Consider the following 25081-nt stretch of genomic DNA (forward strand, 5'->3'; position numbering starts at 1 on the left):
GACGTAAAGCCGCCCGCATGGACCGTTCCGAAAATCTCGTGCTGAAAGATCCTGAGCCGCGTATCCATCCGACGGCGGAGCTGAAAGCATGCAAGCTCGGTCGCTACGCCTCGATCGGCGAGCGGGTGGTGCTGCGCGAAGTGAGCGTCGGCGATTTTTCCTATTTCGAGCGGCACGCCGAGGCGATCTACACGAACGTCGGCAAATTCTGCTCGATTGCCGCCAACAGCCGCATCAATGCGCTGGATCATCCGATCGAGCGACTGACCCAGCACAAGGTCAGCTACCGGCCCAACGAATATTTCCGCTGGCTGGGCGTCGATGCCGTCTTCCGCGAACGGCGCCAGGCGAAGGCGGTGAGCATCGGCCATGACGTGTGGATCGGCCACGGGGCCGTGATCATGCCCGGCCTCACCATCGGCAATGGCGCCGTCGTCGGCGCCAATGCCGTCGTCACGCATGACGTGCCGCCCTATACGATCGTCGCCGGGGTGCCGGCCAAGCCGCTTCGGCCGCGCTTCGCAGCCGATATCGCGGCGCGGATCGAGGCTCTCGCCTGGTGGGACTGGCCGGTCGAAAAGCTCGCCAGCGCCGTTCCCGACATGCAGGCCATGACCATCGAGACCTTCCTGGACCGCTGGGAAAATCACGCCGCGTGAGTGACGCCGGCGCGGCTGAAGAGCACGCGCATTTGCGCCAAAGGCGCGCTTCAGGGAACCACTATGCGAGCGCTCCGGACTGAACCCCTTCCGTCATGCGGGGGTGGCGCAACGGAAGGGGCTGGAGGTAAACCGCTGTGAAGCGGAAGGAACAGGCCTGTTTTGCCTGCACCGTTACTGTGACACCAAACCGATAAAGTGTGTTGTCCTTCCGATTCCCTTGATGCGTGCATTCGATTGCGGCGGTTGTATTTCTTTCCGATGGGAACCCGATATGGCCGCCGGTTGTTCCTTCCGGCGTACCGCACGGCGCGGCGCTGTTTGAGGGACCCCATGATCGAGAAGCTCTTCACCAAAATCGCCAACCGGGTAGCCCACCTTGCGGGGCTGTCGCCGACATTCGCACTCTGCTGCCTGATCGTCATCATCTGGGCAGTAAGCGGCCCACTCTTCGCCTTCTCGGACACTTGGCAACTGGTGATCAACACCGGGACGACGATCATCACCTTCCTGATGGTGTTTCTCATCCAAAACACCCAGAATCGAGACGGCGCGGCAATCCAGGCCAAACTGGACGAGTTGATCCGGGTCAGCGAAGCCAAGAACACCTTCATCGGTATCGAGCATCTGACCGAAGCCGAGGTCCAGGAGATCCGTGCCAAATGCGAGCGGGCAGCGAAGCGGCATGACGAGAAAATCGCGGCCGTAGCTGCCAAGAAAGCCGTGGCGTCAAAGAGCAAACCGAAAAAGCAGGTGGCTCGAAGCACCGGCTGAAACCGGTTAACCCCCAAGGGTTCCGTCGTTGCTCGAATGCGACCCGATCCGAACACCGGCTCTCATTTTTCGGACATGCTCATTGCTTCATGAATGCCGCGAAGGCATCCTTGTGGTCGGGGTGCCAGCGCGACAGAGCAGGGCGGTTTTCGATGATGTCGCCGATCGCCCAGGCCATGCGTTTCTCATCCAGCGGACGCGTCACCTCGTTGTCAGGGCACAGGATGTAGAAGTCGCGCTTTGTCAGGGATTCCAGCATGAAATCAATGACCTGTTCGCCGGTCCAGGCGCCGGCCGGCTTCTCGGTCGCACCCTCGGTCAGGCCGGTATAGGTGAAGCCCGGGATCAGCAGATGCGCCGACAGATGGGCACCCGGTTCGTTGCGCAGGGCATGCGCCAGTCCCTCGGTAAAGGTCTTCACGCCGGCCTTGGAGACGTTGTAGGCAAGGTTTCCAGGCGGCGTGGTGATGCCTTGCTTGGAGCCGGTGTTGACGATCAGACCCGGCTGGCGGGCTCCCAGCATGCGGGGCACGAAGGCTTCGACGCCATGCACGACACCCCAGAAATTGATGTCCAGCAGCTGCTTCCAAGCGTCGCGGTTCTCCCACGGCTTGCCCGGGTTGTTGCCGACACCAGCATTGTTCATCAGCAGCGACACATTGCCGAAGGCGCCAAAGGCTCTTTCGGCGAGACGATCCACGTCATGCGCCGTCGAAACGTCGGCGGCGACGGCCAGCACGGCATCGTCGCCGGCGATCGCGGAAACAACACGGGCCGCATCCTCAAGACGCGGGCCGGCGATATCGGCGAGCACGATCTTCATGCCCATGAGAGCCAGCCGCTTCGCGGCCGCAAGACCAATGCCGCTGACAGCACCGGTAATGACGGCGGCATTGCCCGAACCAAGCGCGGGCAAAGCGGTCTGGAGTTCTGCGTCGGTCAGCATGGGCGGCGGATTCCTTCTTGCGATGGCGCCGAACTTAGCGCCGGAGCGGGCTGGCGCAAGCCTCCACGCGCCTGGCTGCGCTTCAGCAGCCTGCTGGGCCGGGTTGACCGGTCCAGCCGAGACTGCGCATGGTGCCTCGCAAAAAGGAGATTTCCCGATTGACGGACTGGATCGAAATCCTGAAGCAGCAGACCACCATTGGCGATCAGATGAGCCGCGAAGTGCCGCAGATGCTGGCAAACCCCGAGATCAACGAAGCACAGGTGAAGACGCTGTTTTCCGCCTTGGAAAAACAGGCGGATTTCGTCGAGAAGCTGCGCATGGCGCTGGAAAAGTTCGGCCATGACTTTGCGGTCATCAAGGCGGCGGAACGGCTGGAAGAGCGCTACGCCGATCTTGCCGCGTCGGTGGCCGAGAAGCTGAAAGCGATGCGCGAATAGATCCCTATTTTTCGATCACGCGTGCGAAACGCCGGTCCGGCACAAGCCAGACCAGGGCAACCAGTACATAGATCGCGACGCCGATCCACTGGCTGATGAAGGTCAGCGGGATGGCGCAGAGATAGGCGACAAGCGAGATCTTGCCCTTGCGGTCGTTGCCGATCGCCCTGGCAAAGGCCGTATCGTTGCCGTGCAATCGGTGAAGCGTCACGACGAGAATGAAGTAGGCGATGGCGCACAGCGCAAGATCGGCGCCGTAGACGGCGACCGGCACCGGCGCGAAATGGTTTTCGCCCATGAAGGCCGTCGTCACCGGCATCAGCGACAGCCAGAACAGGAGATTGAGGTTCGCCCACAACACGCGGCCGTCGACCCGCTGCACGGTGTGGAACATATTGTGCAAATTGTTCCAGTAAAGGCCGACGTTGATGAAGGACAGCACGTAGCTGAAAAAGATCGGCCATAGCGGCAGCAAGGCCGAGAGATCCTCGCCGTGCGGCACCTTCAGTTCAAGCACCATGATGGTGATGATGATGGCCACGACGCCGTCGGTGAATGCCTCGACCCTGCCTTTGCCCATGATTTGCGCCCTATGTCCGGTGTCGATCGTTGAAGATGCTAAATCGTTAGCTGATGTTGTCAGGCCGATAAACGCCATCCGGGAAATTTCTCAACTATATCAGGGGAAACTCTCCCGCCAGGCCGGCTCGCGGCAATGGTTTGCTGTGGCAAATTGTTGACTTTTCTTGCCACAGTCCTCCATCGAAGACAGGCTCGGCTGAACCACATACGGCCGAGCGATCGAATGGAGTGACGGATGAGATTTCGATTTCTGCTCTGCCTCGCGACCATTCTGGCCGCCATCCTCGGCACGTCGGCCGCCGCGTTCGCCTACAGCGCCCACACCACCACCAACCTCAACGTGCGCTCCGGGCCCGGGTCGGGATATGCCAAGGTGGGGACGCTGCCAGCCGGCTACAGGGTGAACGTCACCGGCTGCCAACCGGGTTGGTGCAGAATCCATGGCGGCGGCTTCAGCGGCTGGGCTAGTTCCGGCTATCTCTCGCGGGCCCATGTCGTTCGCCCGCCGGTGATCATCGTGCGCCCGCCGCATGGTCCGCCGCACTGGCAGCATCGGCCGCACCGTCCTCCGCACCATCGCCCACCGCACAAACCGCGTCCCGGGAAGTGCAAGATCGCACCAGGTTTCTCCTGCAAATAACGGATTGCAGCGGGGTCACACGACAGGATGTCGTGACGGATCGGAACCATCGGCTCCGACACGAGCCTGTTCAGCCAACGGGTTTCCCGGTCCAGACAACGTCCGTCATGCTGTCAGGAGCCCGCCGGCCGGCCGGAACGTCGGGAGTAAGGGCGCGTTAAGGTCGCGATCCCTGAAACTGATGAAGAGGTTTGGCCATGGCCATTCGTGACTTGGCGCATACGCGCAACGAAGCAGGCGGCGAGGCTCTCGCAATTCCGGTGGTTGCCACAATGATCGCCGTTCTGTTTGCCGGCAGCACGGTGCTGACGCCGCTGTACATCATCTACAAGCAGCAATTCGGCTTTTCACAGATCACGCTGACGCTGGTCTACGCGGTCTATGTCGTCGGCAATCTCGGCGCCCTGCTGATGTTGGGCGGCGCGTCGGATGTCGTTGGGCGCCGGCCTGCCGCTCTCGTGGCCATGATCGTCGCCGTCGCCAGCGCGCTTGTCTTTCTGTTCGCCAACAATGTCGTTCTGCTCGATGTGGCGCGCGTCCTGAGCGGGCTTGGCATCGGTGTCGGCGCGGGGACCGGAACGGCATGGATCGCCGAGCTTCTCCCCGGCGCTGACAAGGCGCGCGCCAGCGTCATTGCCACCAGCACCAATTTCCTGGGCCTCGGTTTCGGCGCACTCGTCTCGGGACTGTTGGCGCAGTATGAACCGTGGCCCTTGCGCCTGGTCTTCATCGTTTATCTGGCGGTGCTTGTGATCGTCTCCATCCTGGTCTGGCGTACACGCGAAACGGTGGCGGAGCCTGGCGGCCTCGGGCAGATTTCCATGCGGCCGCACTTTGCCGTGCCGGATGAAATCCGCGCGCGCTTCGTCGCGCCGGCGGTGACCGGTTTCGGCGCCATGGCGCTGGTCGGCTTCTATGCCGCGGTGGCGCCAAGCATCCTGGCGCAGCAACTGCATGAGACGAACCATGCTGTCGCCGGTGCGCTGTTCTTCGAATTGGCGATCGTCACCGCGCTCAGCATCGTAGCGCTGAAGCAAATGCAGAGCGGCAAGGCCATGCTGACCGCGCTGGCGTTGATGATTCCCAGCATCCTCATGGTGGTGGCGGCGCAGATGCTGGCGTCGATGGCGCTGATGATCGCCGCCACCGCCTGCTGCGGCGTGACGGCCGCACTCGGCTATCGTGGCAGCCTGCAGGTGGTGAACGAGATCGCACCGGAGGATCGCCGCGCCGAAGTGGTATCCAGCTTCTTCATCTGCTGCTTTATCGGCAATGCCTTGCCCGTCATCGGCATCGGCATCATCTCGACCTATGCCAGCCCCATCGCGGCCAGCCTGGCGTTCGCCGCGATGATCATCGTGTTTGCGCTGGTCGCGCTGGGCTTTGGGTTGAAAAACAGGCCTTGAGAGCGGCCAGCTTCAGCCGTTCGGCGTCTCTGGGGAAAAATGCGCGCGCTGGCGCGGCACGCCGAGCCCGGTGTCGGGCGGCTCGCCAGCGGCCGGCCTGTTCTCGATCATGTGCAGGGTGCGCCAGCCGCCGAGACGGTAATAGGCCGCGGCCAGCAGCAGGGAGGTGATCGAGCCGGCGGGGAAACTCCACCACAGCGCCTCCTCGCCGATCACATCGCGCATGAAATAGGCAAAGCCGGTGCGCACGACCAGCACCGAGATCACCAGGATGACCAGCGGCGGCATCACGGCGCCCGTGGCGCGCACGGTGGCGAACAGCACGATGGTGACGCCGAACAGGATGAACGACCAGGATGCGACGTTGTTGATGTGAGCGGCGATGTCTATCGCCGCGCTGTCGCGGCTCAGGAACAGGCTGAGGATCGAGCGATCGAAGACCCATAGAAGTGCCACGAGAGCACCGGTCAGCACCAGGTTGAAGCCGACGCCTGACGCTGCGATGCGGCTGATGCGGTCCCAGCGGCCGGCGCCGACGTTCTGCGCCGCCATCGAGGACACGGCCGCGCCGATGGCGAGCGCGGGCATCTGGATGTAGGTCCATAACTGCGCGGCGATGCCGTAGGCGGCGGCCACCTGCGAACCGTAGGAATTGACGATGCCCATCACCGTCAGGGCCGCGGCCGAAATCACGATCATCTGCAAACCCATCGGCACCCCCTTGAAAACGACGACGCGCAGCAAGGCGGGATCCGGCCGCAGCAGCGCCAGATTGGCGCCGGCCAGACGCAGCGGGTGCTTACGGACATAGAGCACGATCAGGATGGCAATGACGCTCACCGTCTGGCCGACAAGCGTCGAGGTTGCCGAGCCGGCGATGCCGAGCTCTGGAAACGGCCCGATGCCGCGGATGAGCAGTGGGTTCAAGATGATGTCGAGCACGACGGCGAGCGCCATGAAAAAGAACGGCGTTCGCGAATCGCCGGCGCCGCGCAGCACCGTCATCACAAAGGACAGAAGGTTCATCATCGGCACGGCCACGAAGATGATGCGCAAATAGGAGCGCGCCAGCGGCAAGGCGTCGGGCGGTGTGCCGAGCGCGCCCAGAATGGCGTCTACCCAGATCCAGCCGCAGACGGCGAACAGCACCGAGACGAAGAAGAAGAAGGTGGCGCTGGTGCCGACGATGCGGCGCGCCTCGGGTAGGTCGCGGGCGCCGACCGATTGCGCCACCAGTATGGTGGCCGCCATGCCGATGCCGAACACCGTGCCGAGGATGAGGAACAGCACCAGATTGGCATTGGAGGTGGCGGTGAGCGCGGATTCGCCGAGGAAGCGGCCGACCCAGACGGCGTTGACCGAGCCGTTGAGCGATTGCAGCACGTTGGAGCCGAGCACCGGCAGGGCGAACAGCAGGAGCGTGCGCGGAATGGGGCCGCTGGTCAGGTCACCGGTGCGCCGGCGCGCGGGCATCTTTTCATCCATGGCGGCAATCCGGCAAAGCTGGTTCTTTTGAGTCCGGCACGCAGGATACCGCAGGCCCGACCGGGATGCACCCTGGAGAAAGGAGCGATGGCGGGTAAGGCACGCCGTCGTGCATCCGATCATGCTTGTCGGGCCGGAGGCCCGCCTGGCGCCTCCGGCAAGATGCTTACTTCCTGGCGAGGCCGGGAAGCGTGACCTGAAAGACAAGGAACATGGTGTCGACATCGGCGCCGTCCTCGGCCTTGTAGGGCGCGCCGACCTGGAAACCGTCCTGGGCGAGGAAATCGTTGTCGTTGGCGACGAACAGGAAATAGTCGTCGGGCAGCTTCGGATCGAGCACGCTCGCCAGCGACATCGCTTCCCACTTTTCCGAGAGGTTGTCCTTGTCATTGGGCGCGCCATTGTGCAGGCCGAAGCGGGCAAGCTCGGCCTTGTCGTTGATGTCGATGAACGGCGTCAGCCTTGCCGGCGTCCCCGACGGATCGAGCACGCCCTTGGGCGCCACCGGCTTGTCGGCGGCATCGAAGGGACCGCCGGCGATGTCGGTCGCGCCGGAAAGGTCGACAATGTCGATCTTGCGATACAGCGACTCTTCGCCCTTCAGGCCCTGGCCATTGCCGCTGTCGCGCGCCAGCATCAGGAAAGCCGTGTCCGACAGCGCCACGATCTCGCTTTGCGCAGCCACCTTGGTCTTGCCCTTGGCGTCCTTGAACACCGGCAGCGGCACGACATATTCATGTGCCAGCTTGAGATGGGCAAGATCGGAGGCGTCATAGACCAGCGCCCTGGTGTTCTGGCGCGTCGAGGCCGAATCGCCGCCGTCCTGCCGGGTCGCCGACTGCAAAACCGCGATCACGAACTTGCCGTCCGGCGTCATTGCCATGCCTTCGAGGCCCTGATTGTTCTGGCGGCCGGTTTCGGGATCCTTTGGGTCGGGTTCGGCAGCACCTGGGCCCGGATTGTCGGAAGCAAAGTTGGCCGTGCCGTGGCGCATCGGCACGAGCGCGGCCGGAGGCTGGGTCGCCGACATCAGACGGCCGTCGGCGGAGAAGCGGTAGATGTCGGGACCGTATTCGTCGGAGACGAGCATGGTGCCGTCGGGCAGCCGCACGATCGCCTCATTGTCGAGCGCGAGCTTGCCATTGTCGGCCTGCGGCAGGACAGGCATGTCGCCGGCGGCGGGACGCACGCCGTTCAGCGGGTCGAGACCGCTGGCGTCGGCGCCCTTGTCGTCGGTCAGGAGCATGGTGTCGGCGAGCGTCGCCTTGACGCCGGTCTGCTCCTGGCCGGCCGCGGGCGCGGCACCTGGCGCCACCGGGGCGAACTCGATGTTGATCGTGTTGAGGCGCGGCCGGTAGTCGGTGGTACCGACGACGTTATAACCGCGGTCGGGCAGCAGCCACAGCGAGCCTCTGTAGGTGCCGGCATCATGCGTCCAGCCCGCGGTGTCGATCGACATGCCGGAGCCGGAGCCGAAGGTCTCGCCGAACCTGTCGCGCTGGCCGGCCGGGATGCGGCCAACCCCCACCAGCCCCTTGTTGACGAAACTGGCGCCGCCGACGCTGGCCGAGCTGTCGGCGAAGGCGGGCAGCGAAACGGCCGAGGCCGCCAGCGCGGCGACCAGCAGCCGCAACGAGAATGAGCGTAGATGCGTCATGGATATCCCCTTGATGACAAAGCGCCGGGACGGCGGAATTCTGAGGTTGCCTGGCGGCGGCGAGGCTGCCGCCCTGGAGGGCCGCTTGTGCCCTCGGCAAGCGGTCTAAGGCGCGAACATGATGCTTGCATGACAGTTGGTGACGCATTCGCGTCGGCCCGCCGCGACGCTGCTGGGGAAGTGCGGCCGCGCCAAAAAATCGATCGTTCCGACACAGGTTCGACAGCGTCCAGGAGCTGTTCGTAGTACTAGACACTCATGTACAGTACGTATATGGTTCCGGTTTCGAACAGTCCGTGGAGGAGGGAAGCCTTGAAGTCTCACTACCGCGCAGTCGTCATCGGGGGAGGAGTGGTGGGCGCTTCGGTGCTCTATCACCTGGCGCGGTTCGGCTGGTCGGATGTGGCGCTGATCGAGCGCGCCGAACTGACGGCGGGGTCGACTTGGCATGCGGCGGCGGGGTTCCACGCGCTCAATGCCGACCCCAATGTCGCCGCGCTGCAGGATTACACCATCAACCTTTACCGCGAGATCGAGGCCGAATCCGGCCAGGACGTCGGGCTGCACATGACTGGCGGCGTCAACATAGCCAGCGATCCGGCGCGCTGGGAGTGGCTGAAATCGGCCTGGGCGGTATTCCAGTCGGTCGACATCGAGACCGCCCGGCTGGTGACGCCTGACGAGATCAAGGCAATCTGCCCGATCGTCGACGTCACCGGCGTGCTTGGCGGCCTCTACGATTCCAACGAGGGCCATCTCGACCCTTACGGCACGACGCATGCGTATGTCGGTGCCGCCAGGAAGCGCGGCGCCGACGTGATCCTGCGCAACCGCGTGGTCGAGCTGAAGGCGCGCGCCGACGGCCATTGGGATGTCGTCACAGAGCAACGCACCATCACCGCCGAGCATGTCGTGAATGCCGGCGGGTTGTGGGCCAAGCAACTCGGCCGCATGGCCGGGGTTGAACTGCCGGTGACGCCGATGGAGCACCATTATTTCGTCACCGAGGACATTCCGGAAGTCGCTGCCCTCGACAAGGAGATCGGCCTGGCCGTCGATCTCGACGGCTTTTCCTATCTGCGGCAGGAGCGCAAGGGCGTGCTGCTCGGCGTCTACGAGCAGAACCCGAAGCACTGGAACATGGACGGCGCGCCGTGGGATTACGGCATCGAGCTCATCCCCGAAGACACCGACCGCATCGGCCCGGAACTTGCCAAGGCGCATGAGCGCTTCCCTTGCCTGGCGACGGCAGGCATCCGCAAATGGGTCAACGGCGCCTTCACCTTCACCCCGGACGGCAATCCGATCGTCGGGCCGGTCCGCGGCCTGAAGAATTACTGGGTCGCCTGCGGCGTCATGGCCGGCTTCAGCCAGGGCGGCGGCGTCGGCAAGTCGCTGGCCGAGTGGATGATTTACGGCGAGCCGCAGGCCGACATTTTCGGCATGGACATCGCCCGCTACGGCGCCTTCGCCGCAAACCGGGAATATCTCAGGCAGACGACGCGACAGTTTTATTCTCGTCGTTTCGTCATGACCTTTCCCAACGAACGGCTGCCTGCGGGCCGGCCGCTGAAACGCCCCGGCGCCTATGACGGCATGAGTGCGGCGGGCTGCGAATGGACGGCTTCCTGGGGGCTGGAAATCCCCGCCTATTTCGCGCCGATGGGATTCCGCGAGGAGACGACGCTCAGGCGCTCCAACGCCTTCGACATCGTCGGTGACGAGGCGCTGCAAGTCCGGCGCGCCGCCGGCCTCATCGATATCTCGGCCTATGCGCGCTACGCGATCACGGGACCGGGCGCGGAGGCCTGGCTCGACAGGCTGCTGGCCTGCAGGCTGCCGAAGGCGGGACAGGCGAGGCTGGCGCCGATGCTCGGGCCGGACGGGCGGCTGAAGGGCGATCTCACCGTCTTCAACTGGGGCAATGGCGACTACTGGCTGATGGGCTCCTACTATCTGCGCGAATTTCACATGCGCTGGTTCGAAGCGCATATGGCTGAAGGCGTTTGCGTCACCGATATTTCAGATGCGATGTCCGGCTTCCTGGTCACCGGCCCCAATGCCAGAAAGATCGTCGAGCGCACGACGCACCAGGACATCTCCGCCAAAGCCTTGCCATTCATGGCATGCGGCGAATTCGACATCGGCATGGTGGGGGCGCGGATGGCTCGCCTTTCGATCGCCGGCGAGCTCGGCTTCGAGATCAACTGCCCGGCCACCATGCATGCCACATTGCGCGAAACGCTGCTTGCCGCCGGCGAGGATCTCGGCCTCGCCGAGATTGGCTATTACGCACTCAACGCGCTTCGGCTGGAAAAGAGCTTCGGCATCTGGTCGCGCGAATTCACGCAAGGCTACACGCCCGGCCAGACAGGTCTCGACCGCTTCATTGCTTTCGACAAGGGCGATTTCATTGGCCGCGAGGCGGCGCTGAAGGAACGCAAGGCCGGTGTTGCACGACGGATCGTGACGCTGGAAGTCGATGCCGTCGACGCGGACGCCAGCGGCTTCGAGCCGGTCTGGCACGGCGCTCGGCGCGTCGGCTTCGTCACCTCCGGCGGCTTTGGCTACACGATCGGCAAGAGCGTCGCGCTGGCGTTGGTGGATGACGATTTTGCCGAGGAAGGAACGGCGCTTTGCGTGCACATTGTCGGCACCGAGCGGCCGGCGCGTGTCATTCCGGCTTCGCCCTACGATCCCTTGGGCAAGGCGATGCGGCAATGAGGAGGTTTCGGGATGATCGATGACGCGGCACGCGAAGGCAGGCGCGAGCGCCGGCGAGGACGCATCGGCGAGGCCGGCAGCGAGGGCAGCCGCCGGCCCAATTACCGCTCTCTGAAGAACCCGTTCCTGCCGCAGCCAATCTTTTCGGACGACCACGTCGCCTCGATCCACGACACGGCGCTGCGCGTGCTGGAAGAGCTGGGCATCAAGGTTCTGCTGCCGCAGGCGCGCGACCTGCTCGCTCGCGCCGGCGCCCTGATCGACCCCGAAACCGACATGGTGCGGATCGGCCTCGACATGGTGGCGGCCGCACTGGCCTCGGCGCCAAAATCGATCCAGACCCATGCCGGTGACCGCTCCCGCGATCTGACGCTGGAACTCGGGTCGATGACCTTCCTGGCAGGGTGCGGCGCGCCGAACGTCACTGACCTCGAACGCGGCCGCCGACCAGGCACACTGGCGGCCTTCGAGGAGTTCATCAAGCTGGTGCAGCATTTCGACGTGCTGCACATGCTGGGACCTTGCGTCGAGCCGCAGGACATCGACAACCGTTTTCGCCACTACGCCGTCAACCGGGCGCAACTGACCCTGTCGGACAAGCTTCCCTTCATCTTCGCGCGCGGCACCCCGCAGGTCGACGATAGTTTCGACATGATCAGGTTGGCGCGCGGGCTGTCCGAGGACGAGTTCCGCTCGGGCGCCCATTGCTACACCGTCATCAACACCAATTCGCCGCGCCAGCTCGACATCCCGATGGCGCAAGGCATCATCGACTTCGCCAGGGCGGGCCAGGTCCTGATCATCACGCCCTTCTGCCTGGCGGGTGCGATGGCCCCGATCACGGTGGCCGGCGCGCTGACGCTGCAGCATGCCGAGGCGCTGGCCGGGTTGACGCTGGCGCAGATCGTGCGGCCGGGCGCGCCTGTCGTCTACGGCTCCTTCTCCTCCAATGTCGACATGAAATCGGGCGCGCCGGCCTTCGGCACGCCGGAACATATCAAGGCGACGCTGGGGGCCGGCCAACTGGCGCGCTTCACCGGCCTGCCGTGGCGTTCGGGCGGCGGCAGCGCGGCCAACATCTCCGATGCGCAGGCGGCGCATGAGACGCAGTTTGCGCTGTGGGGCTCGGTGCTGGCGGGCGCCACCGTGTGCATCCATGCCGCCGGCTGGCTGGAGGGGGGGCTGAGCGTTTCCTTCGAAAAGCTGGTGACCGACATCGAGGCGTTGCAGACGGTGGCTGAACTGTGCGCCGCCACGCCCGGCGACGACGATGCCATCGGCTTCGAGGCAATCGCCGAAGTGCAGCCGGGCGGCCATTTCTTCTCGGCCGGCCACACCATGGCGCGCTACCGCACCGCTTTCTACGAGCCGCTGGTGGCCGACTGGTCGAATTTCGGCAACTGGACGCAGGCCGGTTCCAAGACCGCAACCGAACGCGCCACCGGTATCTGGAAGCGCATCCTCGCCGATTTCGAACCGCCGGCGACGGCCATTGCCACGTCGGCTGTGCTCGATGATTTCATCGCGCGCCGCACCGAACAGGGCGGGGCGGCGCCGGTGTCGTGAGATAGCTTATTCCTCTCATCGTCCTGAATTGTGGGTGCGATCCGGAACCCGCTGCACCTCTCATGCATTCATGGCACGGCCGGTGCCTGCTCGCATTGCGAGCCATTGAGGGAGGACGACCACATGGGTTTCGATCAGTACCACGAACCGCCCGAAGAATTGTCGCAGGAGGTGCGAACCTTCGCCCGCATGATCACCTCGCTGATCGAGGAAGCGGAAGCGATCTCCTGGTATGAACAGCGCATGTCGGTGGAGAAGGACCCGCAGGCCCGCGCCATCATGAAGAACGCGCAAGGCGAGGAGTTCAAGCATTTCGGCATGGACCTCGAATTCCTGCTGCGTCAGAAGCAGGACTGGCGCGCGGAACTGAAGGAAATCCTGTTTACGACCGGCGATATCGTCAAGGCTGGCGAGGCGGGCGAGAAGAAAGTGGACTGAGCGGTCCGGCCCGGGTGACTACCGAAAGTTCCGTTCACTTCGGACGTCCACGCCATTGGAATTCATTCCAATCAATTTTGGCTGTGAAATCGCAAATATAATTAGGGTCAAAATCTACTTCGATTTTCACAAGAAAACCTCAGGATTTTTGACCAGCTCCTTACGCGAGTGAGTGTCCATTTTTTCTCACACACCCGCGACAAACCCATCCAGCACGCGTTTCTGGCCGGCCTTGTCGAAGTCGATGGTCAGCTTGTTGCCTTCGATGGCCGCGATGTTGCCGTTGCCGAATTTCTGGTGGAAGACGCGGTCGCCGACGTTGAAGGGGGACGGCGTGTCGGCGACGGATTTGGCGACCAACTCGCCATCGATGGTGCGGCCCTTGATGCTCGTGCGGCCGGCGCCGTAGCCGCTGTCGGTCTCGCCATAGCCGATGCGCTCGATCTGGTGGCCGGAGCGCGAGCCCCAGTTGCGATCGGTCGCCTCGGTGCGGTTCTGCTGCGCCCGCTGCCAGCCCGGCGTGGCGTAGCTGTTGGCGAAGGCGCCGGATTTTTCGGCGCCGACATTGTCGAAGCGCGAGGCGCCATAGGGGTTCTGGCGGCCGCCCCGGCCGGAAGCGAACGAGCCGCCGCCATAGGAATTGCCGTAGCCGCCATAGGAGTTGCCGCTTTCGGCGACTTCGACATGGGTTTCAGGCAGTTCATCGAGGAAGCGGGAGGGAATCGTCGATTGCCACAGGCCGTGGATGCGGCGGTTGGAGACGAACCAGATGTGCAGGTTCTTCTTGGCACGGGTGACGCCGACATAGGCCAGCCGGCGCTCTTCCTCCAGGCCGGAACGGCCGCCTTCGTCCAGCGCGCGCTGGTGCGGGAACAGGCCTTCCTCCCAGCCCGGGAGAAAAACGGTCTCGAACTCGAGGCCTTTGGCCGAATGCAGCGTCATGATGTTGACGGCGTCGAGTTCGGCGTTCTGCTCGGCATCCATGACCAGAGCGACATGTTCGAGGAAGGAGCGCAGCGATTCATACTCCTCCATGGAGCGGATCAGCTCCTTGAGGTTTTCCAGCCGGCCGGGCGCCTCGACCGAACGGTCGTTCTTCCACATGTCGGTGTAGCCGCTCTCTTCCAGGATGGTCTCGGCGAGCTCAGTATGCGGCGTGGTTTCCAGCGCCTTCTGCCAGCGTTCGAAATTGGCGGCGACCTCGCGCAATGCGGCGCGCGGCTTGGGCTTCAATTCATCGCTCTCGGCGAGCTTGGCAGCGGCTTCCAGCATCGGTACACGCAGCGCGCGGGCCGTGTCGTGGATCTGACGGATGGTGGTTTCGCCGAGGCCGCGCTTGGGCACATTGACGATGCGCTCGAAGGCGAGATCATCGGCGCCTTGCGCGACGACGCGGAAGAAGGCAAGTGCGTCGCGGATCTCCATGCGCTCATAGAAGCGCGGGCCGCCGATGACGCGGTAGTTGAGACCGAGCGTGACGAAGCGGTCCTCGAACTCGCGCATCTGGAAGGACGCGCGCACCAGGATCGCCATGTCGTTGAGATTGTGCTTCTGGCGCTGATAAGCCTCGATCGTCTCGCCGACGGCGCGTGCTTCCTCCTCGGAATCCCAGGCGGCGTGGACGTTGACCTTGCCATCCTCGGGGTCGTCGCGATCGGTGAACAGCGTCTTGCCGAAGCGACCTTCATTGTGGGCGATGAGGTGCGAAGCGGCGCCGAGGATATGCGCGGTGGAACGATAATTGCGCTCCAGCCGGATGATGGTGGCGCCGGGAAAATCCTTGTCGAAGCGCAGGATGTTGTCGACCTCCGCGCCGCGCCAGCCATAGATCGACTGGTCGTCGTCGCCGACGCAGCAGATGTTTACTTTGTTTTCGCTCACGGGCTGTTCCGCGCCTGCCGGCGCGGGCCCGACCCCTCTTTTCTGCGCGCCTTCGGCGTCGCGGGAGGGGCCTCGCAAAGGCTCGGACGCCCGGTCGGGCTTGCGGCCTTCGGCCGAATGCAAATCCGTAGACGTCGCGCTACGTCCGCTATTTGGCCGCTGCGCCAGGAGCCGCAGCCACATGTATTGCGCGGTGTTGGTGTCCTGGTACTCGTCGACCAGGATGTATCTGAACCGCTTGTGATACTCCTTCAGCACGTCCGGATTGGCGCGGAAGATGCGGATAGGGTGGCAGAGCAGATCGCCGAAATCGCAGGCGTTCAGCGTCTGCAGGCGCTCCTGATAGGCCTTGTAGAGCTCGCGGCCCTTGCCGTTGGCGAAACTACGCGCATCGCCCTCGGCAATGTCGTCCGGGCCTTGCCCCTTGTTCTTCCAGCCGTCGATCATCTGCGCGAACTGCTTGGCCGGCCAGCGCTTGTCGTCGAGGCCCTCGGCCTGGATCAATTGCTTGATCAGCCGCACGACGTCGTCGGTGTCGAGAATGGTGAAGTCGGATTTCAGCCCGGCAAGCTCGGCGTGCCTGCGCAAGAGCTTGACGCCGATCGAGTGGAAGGTGCCGAGCCAGGGCATGCCCTCGACATTGCCTTCGCCGATCAGGATGCCTATGCGCTGCTTCATCTCGCGCGCGGCCTTGTTGGTGAAGGTCACGGCCAGGATCTGCGAGGGAAAGGCTTTTCCGGTCGCCAGGATGTGGGCGATGCGGGTGGTCAAGACGCGCGTCTTGCCGGTGCCGGCGCCGGCCAGCACCAGAACGGGACCTTCGGTGGTTTCCACCGCCAGCCGCTGCTCGGGGTTCAACCCCTTGAGATAGTCGGGCGCGTTGTTGTGGCCGCCGCGGGCAGCCATGGCGCGCGCGGCGATGCCCGACGGGGCGGTGGGCCGCGCATCGGGTTCATCGAAAAAGGGCATGTCTTCGGAAAAGCCGGACATCGCCCCCGAATGTAGTGATTCGGTGGAGAAAGACCAGAACTGTCTACGTTTTGTTCCACTCCTGATTGTTTCCGGCCTGCTTGACAGGCAGGGCGGGTGAGGGAAAGCTGCGCAAAGGGCAGGGAGGGGATCCTGTTGCCCACGGCCGCCTCGAGGCGCGCAACAGTCGAAGGAGTATCATCTTGGCTGTCACCATCACCTCCCTCATTCTCCTCCTCATCGGCCTCGCGCTTGGCGCCGGCGGCATCTGGTTGGCTTCACTGGGAGGCAGCTGGTACTACATCATATCAGGCATCGCCTTCCTCATCGCCGCATGGCTGCTCTACCGGCGCAGATCCACCGCGCTCTGGCTCTACGCCGCGATTGTGCTGGGCACGCTTGCCTGGGCGGTCTGGGAAATCGGCTTCGACTGGTGGGAACTCGGGCCCCGCGGCGGCATCATCGTGCTCGTCGCGCTGTGGCTGCTGACGCCGTGGGCGAGGCGGGGCCTTATTGGTCCCGATGGCCGCGCGCCGCTCATTCTCGCCGTGTTGGCGTCGCTGGCGGTCGCCGGCTATTCAATGACGACCGATCCCAAGGATATTGCCGGCAATCTCGACATCGACAAGGTGACCCCGGCGGCCGATCTCGGCGGCGACATACCTGCCGGCGAATGGCACTTCTACGGCCGCACGCCCTATGGCCAGCGCTATTCGCCGCTCGACCAGATCACGCCGGAGAACGTCGCCAACCTGCAGCCGGCCTGGACTTATCGCACCGGCGACGTGAAAGGTCCCGACGACGTCGGTGAGACCACCTATCAGGTGACGCCGCTGAAGATCGCCGATACGCTCTACATCTGCACGCCGCACAATTTCGCCATCGCCATCGACGCCGCCACGGGCAAGGAGAAGTGGCGCTACGATCCCCAGGTCAAGCTCGACAAGGACCGCCAGCACCAGACCTGCCGCGGCGTCTCCTATTACGCCGATGCCAAGATCGGTGCCGGGCAGCCTTGCGCCGCGCGTGTCTACCTGCCGACTTCGGATGCGCGGCTGATCGCACTCGACGCCGCCAACGGTCAGGTCTGTCAGGCGTTTGCCGAAGGCGGTACGCTGAACCTTCTGACCGGCATGCCTTATCCCAAGTCCGGCTATTACTATTCGACATCGGCGCCGCTGATATCAGGCGACAAGATCGTCGTCGGCGGCGCGGTCAACGACAATTATTCCACGCAGGAGCCCTCCGGCGTCATCCGCGCCTTCGATGCCTCCACGGGCGCGCTGATCTGGAACTGGGATTCCGGCAATCCCGAGCAGACCACGCCGCTAGCGGCAGGCCAGACCTACACCGCCAATTCGCCCAACATGTGGTCGACGCCGAGTGCCGACGAAAAGCTCGGCCTGCTCTACATACCGCTCGGCAACCAGACGCCGGACCAGCTCGGCGCCGGCCGCAGCGCCAATGTCGAGAAATTCTCCTCCTCGATCACCGCGCTCGACCTCAATACGGGGCAATTGAAATGGGTGCGCCAGACCGTGCATCATGACCTTTGGGACATGGATGTGCCGGCGCAGCCGAGCCTTGTCGACATCACCAAGACCGACGGAACGGTCGTGCCGGCGCTGGTCGGGCCGACCAAGCAGGGCGACCTCTACGTGCTCGACCGGCGCACCGGCGAGCCGGTCATCCCGGTCAAGGAAGTGCCGGCGCCCGGCGGCGCCATCGAAGGCGACTACACATCGCCCACGCAGCCGGTGTCGGACCTTTCCTTCAATCCGCCGCCGCTGACCGATGCCGACATGTGGGGCATCACCATGTTCGACCAGCTGGCGTGCCGGATTGCGTTGCACAGGCTGCGCTATGAGGGCCGCTACACGCCGCCATCGCTGCAGGGCACGCTGGTCTATCCCGGCAATTTCGGCGTCTTCAACTGGGGCGGCGTGGCGGTCGATCCGGTCCGGCAGGTGCTGTTCGGCATGCCGACCTATCTCGCCTTCACCTCCAGGCTTGTGCCCCGCGCGGACGTGCCGCCGCCAGGCGACGCCAAGGGCAGCGAGCAGGGGCTGAACCGAAATGACGGCGCTCCTTATGCGGTGGTGATGGGACCGTTCCTGTCGCCGCTCGGCATTCCGTGCCAGGCGCCGCCATGGGGCTATGTCGCCGGAGCCGACCTCAGGACCGGACAGATCGTCTACAAGCACAGGAACGGCACGGTCTATGACATGACGCCGCTGCCTTTGCCGCTGAAGGTCGGCGTGCCCGGCATTGGCGGGCCGATGATCACCGCCGGCGGGGTGGCTTTCCTCGGCGCCGCGGTCGACGACTACCTGCGCGCCTACGACCTGACCTCAGGCAGGCAGCTCTGGCAGGCGCGCCTGCCAGCCGGCGGGCAATCGACGCCGATGACCTATACGGTGGCTGACGGGCGCCAGTTCGTGGTCATCGTCGCCGGCGGCCATGGCTCGGTCGGCACCAAGCCCGGCGATTATGTAATGGCATACGCACTGCCGAAGTAAGGAACGGGTTCGGTCCCGCAGGATCGCGCCCTAGCTGATTCCGAGATGGCTCTTCAGGCTTGGCACCGAGCCGAGCACTTCATTGGTGAGGTCCGGCCCGGCGGCGGCTTCGGCCTGTTGGATCAGCGTGGCGCCAGCCTGCCTGATCTGCGCCATGTCGAGGCCGGAGGCCTTGAGCGCGGCGACGCCGTTGATCAGTGCGCCGGCCTTTTCGCCGAGAACACCGCCCAGCGCGCCTTGCAACGAGGACAGCAGGCCGCCACCGCCGGCCGCGCCGGCGGCCATGACGTCGTATTGGCGGGCGAGATCGTCGGCGCCGGGAATCTTGGCGAAGAAACCCGAGACGTTGGTGCCTTCCGCCTCGTGCTCCAGCACCGAGAAGATGGTGCCGACGACTTTCTCGGTCGTTGCCTGGTCGAGGCCCGCCTTTTGCGAGACGGTGTTGACAATATCCTGGACGTTCATGGTCTCACCTCAAATTTGGGAATTTCGGGTCCGTGCAGTGGTCCCGGCCGATGCGAAGCTCGATCATCGACCGCCTGCCTGCGTCCACAAGCCGGAAGCGTAATGCCTGAGCGGCAGCCAGGGCAAGGACGAACGCGCTGGTGAGGATAGGCATGATCATCGGCGGGTGTCCTTCTGGTCGGGACGGGATGGGACGGGCATCGGTAGCACGCAGCTTCCCTTACCATTGTGGCAGTGCCGGCAGGATTTATCGGCGATGACCAAAAAGTGATGGAGCGGGCGCCGGCGTTGCCGGCTTCACTGGCTGCGGCCGATGCTTGCCGCTGCGCTCATCCAGGCTGGACCGGGCCAGCCGCGTCCCTATCTAGCTCCGGTGTTGAAGCCTGAAGCCGAGGAATGCGCCATGACCAAAGCAGCCGCCAGACCAGCAAAGCTTGGGATCACCCAGGCGATGATCGACGCCTATGACGAATACACGCATCTGACACTCGATCGCCGCCGCTTCATGGAGCAACTGACCCGGCTTGCGGGATCCGGGGCGGCGGCCGCGGCGATCGCGCCGATGCTGGCTGCCAACTCCGCCCAGGCGGCCATCGTCGCCGAGAACGATCCCCGCGTGAAAGGCCAGGACATCGCCTATCCCGGCGCCGGCGGCGAGATGAAGGGCTATCTTGTCAAGCCGGCGGACCAGGCGGGCAAGCTCGGCACCGTCATCGTCATCCACGAAAACAGGGGGCTCAACCCGCATATACGCGACGTCGCCCGGCGCGTGGCGCTGGAGGGCTTCGTGGCGCTCGCTCCGGATTTCCTGTCGCCGCTCGGCGGCACGCCCGCCGACGAGGACAAGGCGCGCGACATGTTCACCAAGCTGGATCCGGCGCAGACCGTCGCGAATGGCGTCGCGACGGTGGCTTTCCTCAAAGCCGACAAGGACGGCAACGGCAAGGTCAGTGTCGTCGGTTTCCGCTGGGGCGGCGGCACGGCCAACATGCTCGCCGTCAACGCGCCTGATCTGACGGCAAGTGTCGCCTATTACGGCATGCAGCCGAAGGCCGCGGACGTTTCCAAGATAAAGGCGGCGCTGCTGCTGCACTATGCCGGATTGGACGAACGGACCAATGCCGGCATCGACGCCTTCAAGAAGGAACTCGATGCCGCGCATGTCGAATACACGGTCTATGTCTATGAAGGCGCTAATCACGCCTTCAACAATGACACTTCGGCAGCGCGCTATGACAAGAAGGCGGCTGATCTCGCCTGGGGCCGGACCGTCGCCTTCCTGAAGGAGAAACTGGCTTAGCGCAGGATCTACTGCCAGCTCGCCGGCCTGTGCAAGGCGACGCCGGCCACCACCAGCGCAATACCGATGCACTCGCTGATGCCGGGGATCTGGCGCAGCACCAAGATGCCGATCAGCGTCGCGGTGACTGGCAGCAGAGACAGCATCAGCGCGAAGCTCGACCGCGGTAGCCGCGCCATGGCGAGCTGGTCGCAGATATAGGGGATGACCGAGGAGCAGATGCCGACGCCGATGGCCGCCAGCAGCAGCGGCGCGGAGAAAAAGGCGGGCAACGCGTCGGTGAGGCCGATCGGCAGCACGACCAGAAAGGCCACGGCCATGGCGGCGCCGAGCCCGGCGATGCCGCCGCCGGCGCCTGAAGCGGCGACGCGGTGGCCAAGCACGATATAGCCCACAAACAGCGCGCCGTTGAGGAAGGCCCAGAACAGGCCGAGGGGATCGCTGGACCATTTGACGTCGATCAGCAGCAAGGTGCCGGCCACGGCGACGGCAAGGGCAGCGAGATTGCGCGCGCTTCGGAGACCGACCAGCGCGACGCCGATGGTGCCGACGAATTCGATCGCGGCCACCAGCGAAATCGGCAGGCGGTCGAGCGCCAGATAGAAGGAGCAGTTCATTACTGCGAGACAGGCGCCGAAGGCGAGCAGCAGCAGCCGTGTCGACCGATCGGCCTGGGCGAAGGTCCGCCACGGACGCGTCAGCGGCGCGAAGATCAAGGCGGCGGTGGCGATGCGCAGCCAGGCCATGCCAAGCACGCCGATCTGCGCAAACAAAAGCACGGCGAAGGCAGGGCCGAGATAGTGGAACACGGCGCTGACACAGAACCAGACATGCGGCGGCAGCGACGTCGGCAGGCTGGTAAAGGCCGCACCTGTGGGCGTGGTTTGGACTTGCGTCCGATCGTTCATCGGATCAGTATCGCAGGTATTTTTTCCGTCTGATATGGGTCGTGGTCGTTCAGGGACCTCAGTCGCTTTGCAGATGCAAGGAGTTTTTGATGAAGCGCCTTCGAAACGAAAATCTCGACCTCGACGCGGTCGATCTGAAGATACTGCGCCTGCTGGAAAAAGATGCGCGCGCCAGCACGGCCGAGCTGGCGCGCGCCGTCGGCCTGTCGGCGCCGAGCGTGTCCGAGCGCATCAAGCAGCTTCAGGAGAGCGGCGTCATCGAAGCCTATTGCGTGCGGATCAATCCGGCGGCGCTTGGCCTGAACCTGTCGGCATGGCTGCGCATCAGGCCGGTGCCGGGGCAGCTCGCCGTCGTGGCCGAGATCATCCGCGACCTGCCCGAGATCGCGCAATGCGACCGGGTAACCGGCGAGGACTGTTTCATCGCGCTGGCGCATGTCGGCTCAATGGCCGAACTCGAACGGGTGATCGACCGCATCATTCCCTACGCGATGACCAACACGGCCATCATCCAGTCATCGCCGGTGGTGGCGCGCTCGCCGCTGGCGGCGATCAGGCGACAGGGTTGAGGTCAAACCCCTGGAATGTCGTCAACGGAAGTGGCCGCTCTACCCGCAGCGTCAGGCGTGGCCGCGCTTCATGCGGGCCTGCTTAAGGATGACGCGCCAGCGGATCATGTCGAAGGGGATCGGCTCATTGTTGTTGGCGATGTGGAAGATCTCGTTGTTGACGTTCTTCAGCGAGCGCCAGAAATCATAGTCGGTAATGCGCGGATCGGCGGCGAGCCTGTCCACCTCGACTTTGATATCGGTTTTCATGCACGTCCCCCGAATCGGCTATGCCCCGCCGCCCGTGTCGCTACTTCGATGCGGATCGTTTTCGAACGGCCCGCTGAGTCGCGCAACGGTCCAATCGGCTTGTTCCCGTTAAAACCTCGGTAAGGTTAACGCGGGCCCCGGGCGGGTTCAAGCCGTCTTGCGTTTGATGCCGATCGAGCGGCCTGCGCGTTCGGGCATCGGCAAGGCTGCGTGAGCGGCGCGCATCGCTTCGATCTTGGCCAGCACGTCGGCGGGAAAGGGGGCTACCTTGGGGCCGGACATGTCGACATGCAGTGCAAGCTGCTCGGACGTCGCGGCGAGCCAGCCGTCGGCATGGCGGATTTCCTGGTAGAACCGCAGCCGCTTCTCGTCATGGTCGATGAGCTGGAAGGAAACTGTGACCTTGTGGTCGAGATGCAGTTCCTGCACGTAGCAGACATGGACTTCGGCGGTGTAGATGGTGAGGCGGCGGTTCTTGACATAGTCCAGCCCCATGCCCATCGCCTCAAAGGCTTCATCCGAACAGCGGTCGAACAGGACGTTGTAGTAGGCCATGTTGAGATGGCCGTTATAATCGATCCAGTCCTTCTCGATAGCCATTGGCTGAGAAACAAAAGGGGCGGGGATCGGCATGGCAACTTCCTTGTTCTGGTGCTGAACAGAGCGTGGTTGTAAGAGCGGTTCATCGTTTCACGGAAACGTCGGACCGCCTCTTTGATACAATTCCCCAGGGAAAGCGCTAGGCGCTTTTCCGGGGAAAACCGCTTCACACTTTTCCTGGAATTGCGTTAGGCATCATCCATAAATGCATGACAAGCATGGACACTGGTCCATTCGCGGAGGAATTCATGGCCCTGAGCGACCTCAATCCGGTCGAGCGCAACGAAGAAGGCATCGCCGCCGTGCTCGGCATCCTCAAGCAGCGGTTTGGCGAGCGCTTTCAGACCGGCCGGGCGGTTCGCTCCCAGCATGCGCATACGACAACCTACATCCCGACGCAGGCGCCGGACGGCGTCGTCTTCCCGGAAACGACCGCCGAGGTACAGGAGATCGTGCGCGCCTGCGCCGCGCACCGCGTGCCGGTGATCGCCTTCGGCGTCGGCTCCTCGCTCGAAGGCCACACCAACGCGCCGGGCGGCGGCATCTCGGTCGACACTTCCCGGATGAACCGGATCCTCTCGGTCAATCCGCAGGATCTCGACTGCACGGTCGAGCCTGGGGTGACTCGCGAGGATCTTAACCGGCATCTGCGCGACACCGGCCTGTTTTTTCCAATCGATCCCGGCGCCAATGCCTCGCTGGGCGGCATGGCCGCGACACGGGCCTCAGGCACCAACGCGGTGCGCTACGGTACGATGCGCGAGAACGTGCTATCGCTGACGGCCGTCATGGCCGATGGCGAGGCGGTGACCACTGGCAAGCGGGCAAAAAAGAGCTCGGCCGGCTACGACCTGACACGGCTGCTGGTCGGCTCGGAAGGCACGCTCGGCATCATCACCTCGCTGACCTTGAGGCTGCAAGGGATTCCGCAGGCGATTTCCGGTGGTGTCTGCCCGTTTCCGAGCGTCGAAGCGGCTTGCAACGCCGTCATCGCGACGATCCAGATGGGCATTCCGGTGGCGCGCATCGAACTGGTCAACGCGCTGCAGATGCGGGCGATGAAGACATATTCCAAGCTCGACTATCCCGAAAGCCCGTGCCTGTTCGTCGAATTCCATGGCAGTGATGCCGGCGTTGCCGAGCAGGCCGAGACCTTCGGCATGATCGCCGAGGAGAATGGCGGCGGACCGTTCCTGTGGACCAGTGTCGCCGAGGAGCGCACCAAACTTTGGAAGGCCAGACATGACGCCTATTGGTCGTCGCTGACGCTGCGGCCAGGCGCCAAGGGCCTGTCGACCGACGTCTGCGTTCCGATCTCGCGTTTTGCCGAATGCGTCACCGAAACCGAGGCCGATATCGCCGAAATGGGGCTTGTCGCGCCGATCGTCGGCCATGCCGGCGACGGCAATTTCCACGTCCTGGTGCTGATGGACGTGAACGACCCGAAGGAAATCGCGCTGTCGGAAAAGTTCGTGGCGCGGCTCAACATGCGGGCCATCGCCATGGAGGGCACCTGCACCGGCGAGCACGGCATCGGCCAAGGCAAGATCGGCTTCCTGCGCCATGAGCTCGGCCACGGCGTCGACATCATGCGCACGATCAAGCAGGCGCTCGATCCGCTCGATATCATGAACCCGGGCAAGATCCTGCCGGCTGCCGAGTAGACGCCGTCATCGGCTCGTCTTGACCCCACCTCCAATCGGGCCGAGACTCCGTGTGCTGAAGGCCCAGAAGACGGGCAACCCAAGCGGAGGAGTGGTGTCATGGCGATTTCACGCAAGGAAGAAGCGCGCGCGCTGAGTGCCGACGAACACGAACTGGTGGAGAAATCGCACCATCCGGCGGTCCAGGACCTTTCTGACGCCGATCTGTCCGGCCTCGTCAAACGCCTTCGGGAGCGGCGCGACAAGGCGCAGACCGAGGCGCATCGACGCCGGCGCGAAATCCGGGGCAAGGGCACACCGAAAGGGGCTGTCGCTTCAAAGGCCGATGGCGGCTCTCAGTTGAAGCTTGCGATGCTGGCGACGGCCATGCGGCGGTTGAATGGCGAGGCCGAACGGCGCCGCCAGTTGACGGCGCGCGTCTCATTGGTCGACAGCGCGCGCAAGGCGCTGGCCCTGAAGCAGAAAGCACCGACGGATGGTCCAGCGTTCAACGCGCGCACCGCGCACAAGGGCATGCGAGCGGTGGCAAACCAGAGGACGCCGAATCTGGTTCGGCCGGCTGAGCTCGGCCGACAACGCAAAGCGGCCAAGGTGGCGCAGGCAAAGCGCGACGCGCGTTGAATTCGCACTGATGACGCCG

The 25081-nt window shown here is 64.1% G+C and carries 22 protein-coding genes; 13 read left to right on the forward strand and 9 right to left on the reverse strand.

The window, feature by feature from the left end; genetic code table 11:
- Positions 1-17: 17 nt before the first annotated feature.
- On the forward strand, positions 18-659 hold the full coding sequence (locus FJ949_RS08865) for a DapH/DapD/GlmU-related protein (protein WP_140495251.1): 642 nt from the start codon (positions 18-20) through the stop codon (positions 657-659).
- A 333-nt stretch (positions 660-992) separates the two neighbouring features.
- Positions 993-1433 (forward strand): low affinity iron permease family protein, encoded by a 441-nt coding sequence (locus FJ949_RS08870; protein WP_181165307.1) that lies wholly within the window; start codon positions 993-995, stop codon positions 1431-1433.
- Positions 1434-1512: 79 nt separating this feature from the next.
- Here FJ949_RS08870 and FJ949_RS08875 read toward each other — a convergent pair whose 3' ends face one another.
- Positions 1513-2379, reverse strand: a complete 867-nt coding sequence (locus FJ949_RS08875) for an SDR family NAD(P)-dependent oxidoreductase (protein ID WP_140495253.1) — start codon at positions 2377-2379, stop codon at positions 1513-1515.
- Positions 2380-2537: 158 nt separating this feature from the next.
- On the opposite strand from FJ949_RS08875, the gene FJ949_RS08880 reads away from it, so the two are divergent.
- Positions 2538-2819 (forward strand): hypothetical protein, encoded by a 282-nt coding sequence (locus FJ949_RS08880; RefSeq protein ID WP_140495255.1) that lies wholly within the window; start codon positions 2538-2540, stop codon positions 2817-2819.
- A 4-nt stretch (positions 2820-2823) separates the two neighbouring features.
- Here the strand turns inward: FJ949_RS08880 and FJ949_RS08885 are convergent, their stop codons facing one another.
- On the reverse strand, positions 2824-3399 hold the full coding sequence (locus FJ949_RS08885) for a TMEM175 family protein (RefSeq protein ID WP_140495258.1): 576 nt from the start codon (positions 3397-3399) through the stop codon (positions 2824-2826).
- 237 nt (positions 3400-3636) lie between these two features.
- On the opposite strand from FJ949_RS08885, the gene FJ949_RS08890 reads away from it, so the two are divergent.
- Both FJ949_RS08890 and FJ949_RS08895 read left to right on the forward strand, forming a co-directional pair.
- Positions 3637-4041: an SH3 domain-containing protein gene (locus FJ949_RS08890; protein WP_140495260.1), complete on the forward strand. Its 405-nt coding sequence runs from the start codon at positions 3637-3639 to the stop codon at positions 4039-4041.
- Positions 4042-4238: 197 nt separating this feature from the next.
- Positions 4239-5447, forward strand: a complete 1209-nt coding sequence (locus FJ949_RS08895) for an MFS transporter (protein ID WP_140495262.1) — start codon at positions 4239-4241, stop codon at positions 5445-5447.
- Positions 5448-5459: 12 nt separating this feature from the next.
- Here FJ949_RS08895 and FJ949_RS08900 read toward each other — a convergent pair whose 3' ends face one another.
- Both FJ949_RS08900 and FJ949_RS08905 read right to left on the reverse strand, forming a co-directional pair.
- Positions 5460-6932, reverse strand: coding sequence for an MATE family efflux transporter (locus FJ949_RS08900; RefSeq protein ID WP_140495264.1), 1473 nt, complete (start codon positions 6930-6932; stop codon positions 5460-5462).
- 166 nt (positions 6933-7098) lie between these two features.
- Complete coding sequence (locus FJ949_RS08905) at positions 7099-8589, reverse strand: esterase-like activity of phytase family protein (protein ID WP_140495266.1); 1491 nt, start codon at positions 8587-8589, stop codon at positions 7099-7101.
- A gap of 312 nt (positions 8590-8901) precedes the next feature.
- Here FJ949_RS08905 and FJ949_RS08910 point away from each other — a divergent pair, with 312 nt between their 5' ends.
- The 3 genes from FJ949_RS08910 to FJ949_RS08920 all read left to right on the forward strand — a co-directional run bounded on the left by FJ949_RS08910 (position 8902) and on the right by FJ949_RS08920 (position 13317).
- Positions 8902-11313, forward strand: a complete 2412-nt coding sequence (locus FJ949_RS08910) for an FAD-dependent oxidoreductase (protein WP_140495268.1) — start codon at positions 8902-8904, stop codon at positions 11311-11313.
- Positions 11314-11325: 12 nt separating this feature from the next.
- The gene (locus FJ949_RS08915; RefSeq protein WP_140495270.1) at positions 11326-12879 is read left to right on the forward strand and encodes a trimethylamine methyltransferase family protein; all 1554 of its coding nucleotides are present in this window, start codon (positions 11326-11328) and stop codon (positions 12877-12879) included.
- A 123-nt stretch (positions 12880-13002) separates the two neighbouring features.
- The gene (locus FJ949_RS08920; RefSeq protein ID WP_140495272.1) at positions 13003-13317 is read left to right on the forward strand and encodes a hypothetical protein; all 315 of its coding nucleotides are present in this window, start codon (positions 13003-13005) and stop codon (positions 13315-13317) included.
- Between the two features lie 186 nt (positions 13318-13503).
- Here the strand turns inward: FJ949_RS08920 and FJ949_RS08925 are convergent, their stop codons facing one another.
- The gene (locus tag FJ949_RS08925; RefSeq protein ID WP_140495274.1) at positions 13504-16188 is read right to left on the reverse strand and encodes a UvrD-helicase domain-containing protein; all 2685 of its coding nucleotides are present in this window, start codon (positions 16186-16188) and stop codon (positions 13504-13506) included.
- Positions 16189-16370: 182 nt separating this feature from the next.
- On the opposite strand from FJ949_RS08925, the gene FJ949_RS08930 reads away from it, so the two are divergent.
- Positions 16371-18686: a glucose/quinate/shikimate family membrane-bound PQQ-dependent dehydrogenase gene (locus FJ949_RS08930; protein WP_140495276.1), complete on the forward strand. Its 2316-nt coding sequence runs from the start codon at positions 16371-16373 to the stop codon at positions 18684-18686.
- 30 nt (positions 18687-18716) lie between these two features.
- Here FJ949_RS08930 and FJ949_RS08935 read toward each other — a convergent pair whose 3' ends face one another.
- Positions 18717-19151 carry a hypothetical protein gene (locus FJ949_RS08935; protein WP_140495278.1) on the reverse strand — a complete coding sequence of 145 codons (435 nt, stop codon included), beginning with the start codon at positions 19149-19151 and terminating at the stop codon, positions 18717-18719.
- 403 nt (positions 19152-19554) lie between these two features.
- Here FJ949_RS08935 and FJ949_RS08940 point away from each other — a divergent pair, with 403 nt between their 5' ends.
- Positions 19555-20451 carry a dienelactone hydrolase family protein gene (locus FJ949_RS08940; RefSeq protein ID WP_140495281.1) on the forward strand — a complete coding sequence of 299 codons (897 nt, stop codon included), beginning with the start codon at positions 19555-19557 and terminating at the stop codon, positions 20449-20451.
- A gap of 8 nt (positions 20452-20459) precedes the next feature.
- Here the strand turns inward: FJ949_RS08940 and FJ949_RS08945 are convergent, their stop codons facing one another.
- The gene (locus FJ949_RS08945) at positions 20460-21359 is read right to left on the reverse strand and encodes an EamA family transporter (protein ID WP_140495282.1); all 900 of its coding nucleotides are present in this window, start codon (positions 21357-21359) and stop codon (positions 20460-20462) included.
- A gap of 89 nt (positions 21360-21448) precedes the next feature.
- Between FJ949_RS08945 and FJ949_RS08950 the strand changes: the two genes are divergently transcribed.
- A complete protein-coding gene (locus FJ949_RS08950) occupies positions 21449-21928 on the forward strand; it encodes an Lrp/AsnC family transcriptional regulator (protein ID WP_140495284.1) in 480 nt (159 codons plus the stop codon).
- Positions 21929-21979: 51 nt separating this feature from the next.
- On the opposite strand, the gene FJ949_RS08955 is transcribed toward FJ949_RS08950, so the two are convergent.
- Together FJ949_RS08955 and FJ949_RS08960 are read right to left on the reverse strand one after the other, a co-directional pair.
- A complete protein-coding gene (locus FJ949_RS08955; RefSeq protein WP_140495286.1) occupies positions 21980-22177 on the reverse strand; it encodes a hypothetical protein in 198 nt (65 codons plus the stop codon).
- Positions 22178-22324: 147 nt separating this feature from the next.
- Complete coding sequence (locus tag FJ949_RS08960; RefSeq protein WP_140495288.1) at positions 22325-22810, reverse strand: thioesterase family protein; 486 nt, start codon at positions 22808-22810, stop codon at positions 22325-22327.
- A gap of 215 nt (positions 22811-23025) precedes the next feature.
- Between FJ949_RS08960 and FJ949_RS08965 the strand changes: the two genes are divergently transcribed.
- Together FJ949_RS08965 and FJ949_RS08970 are read left to right on the forward strand one after the other, a co-directional pair.
- On the forward strand, positions 23026-24441 hold the full coding sequence (locus FJ949_RS08965; RefSeq protein ID WP_140495290.1) for an FAD-linked oxidase C-terminal domain-containing protein: 1416 nt from the start codon (positions 23026-23028) through the stop codon (positions 24439-24441).
- A gap of 99 nt (positions 24442-24540) precedes the next feature.
- Positions 24541-25062 (forward strand): hypothetical protein, encoded by a 522-nt coding sequence (locus FJ949_RS08970; RefSeq protein WP_140495292.1) that lies wholly within the window; start codon positions 24541-24543, stop codon positions 25060-25062.
- Positions 25063-25081 lie beyond the last annotated feature (19 nt).

Source organism: Mesorhizobium sp. B2-4-1 (genome assembly GCF_006442185.1).
Classification (GTDB): domain Bacteria; phylum Pseudomonadota; class Alphaproteobacteria; order Rhizobiales; family Rhizobiaceae; genus Mesorhizobium.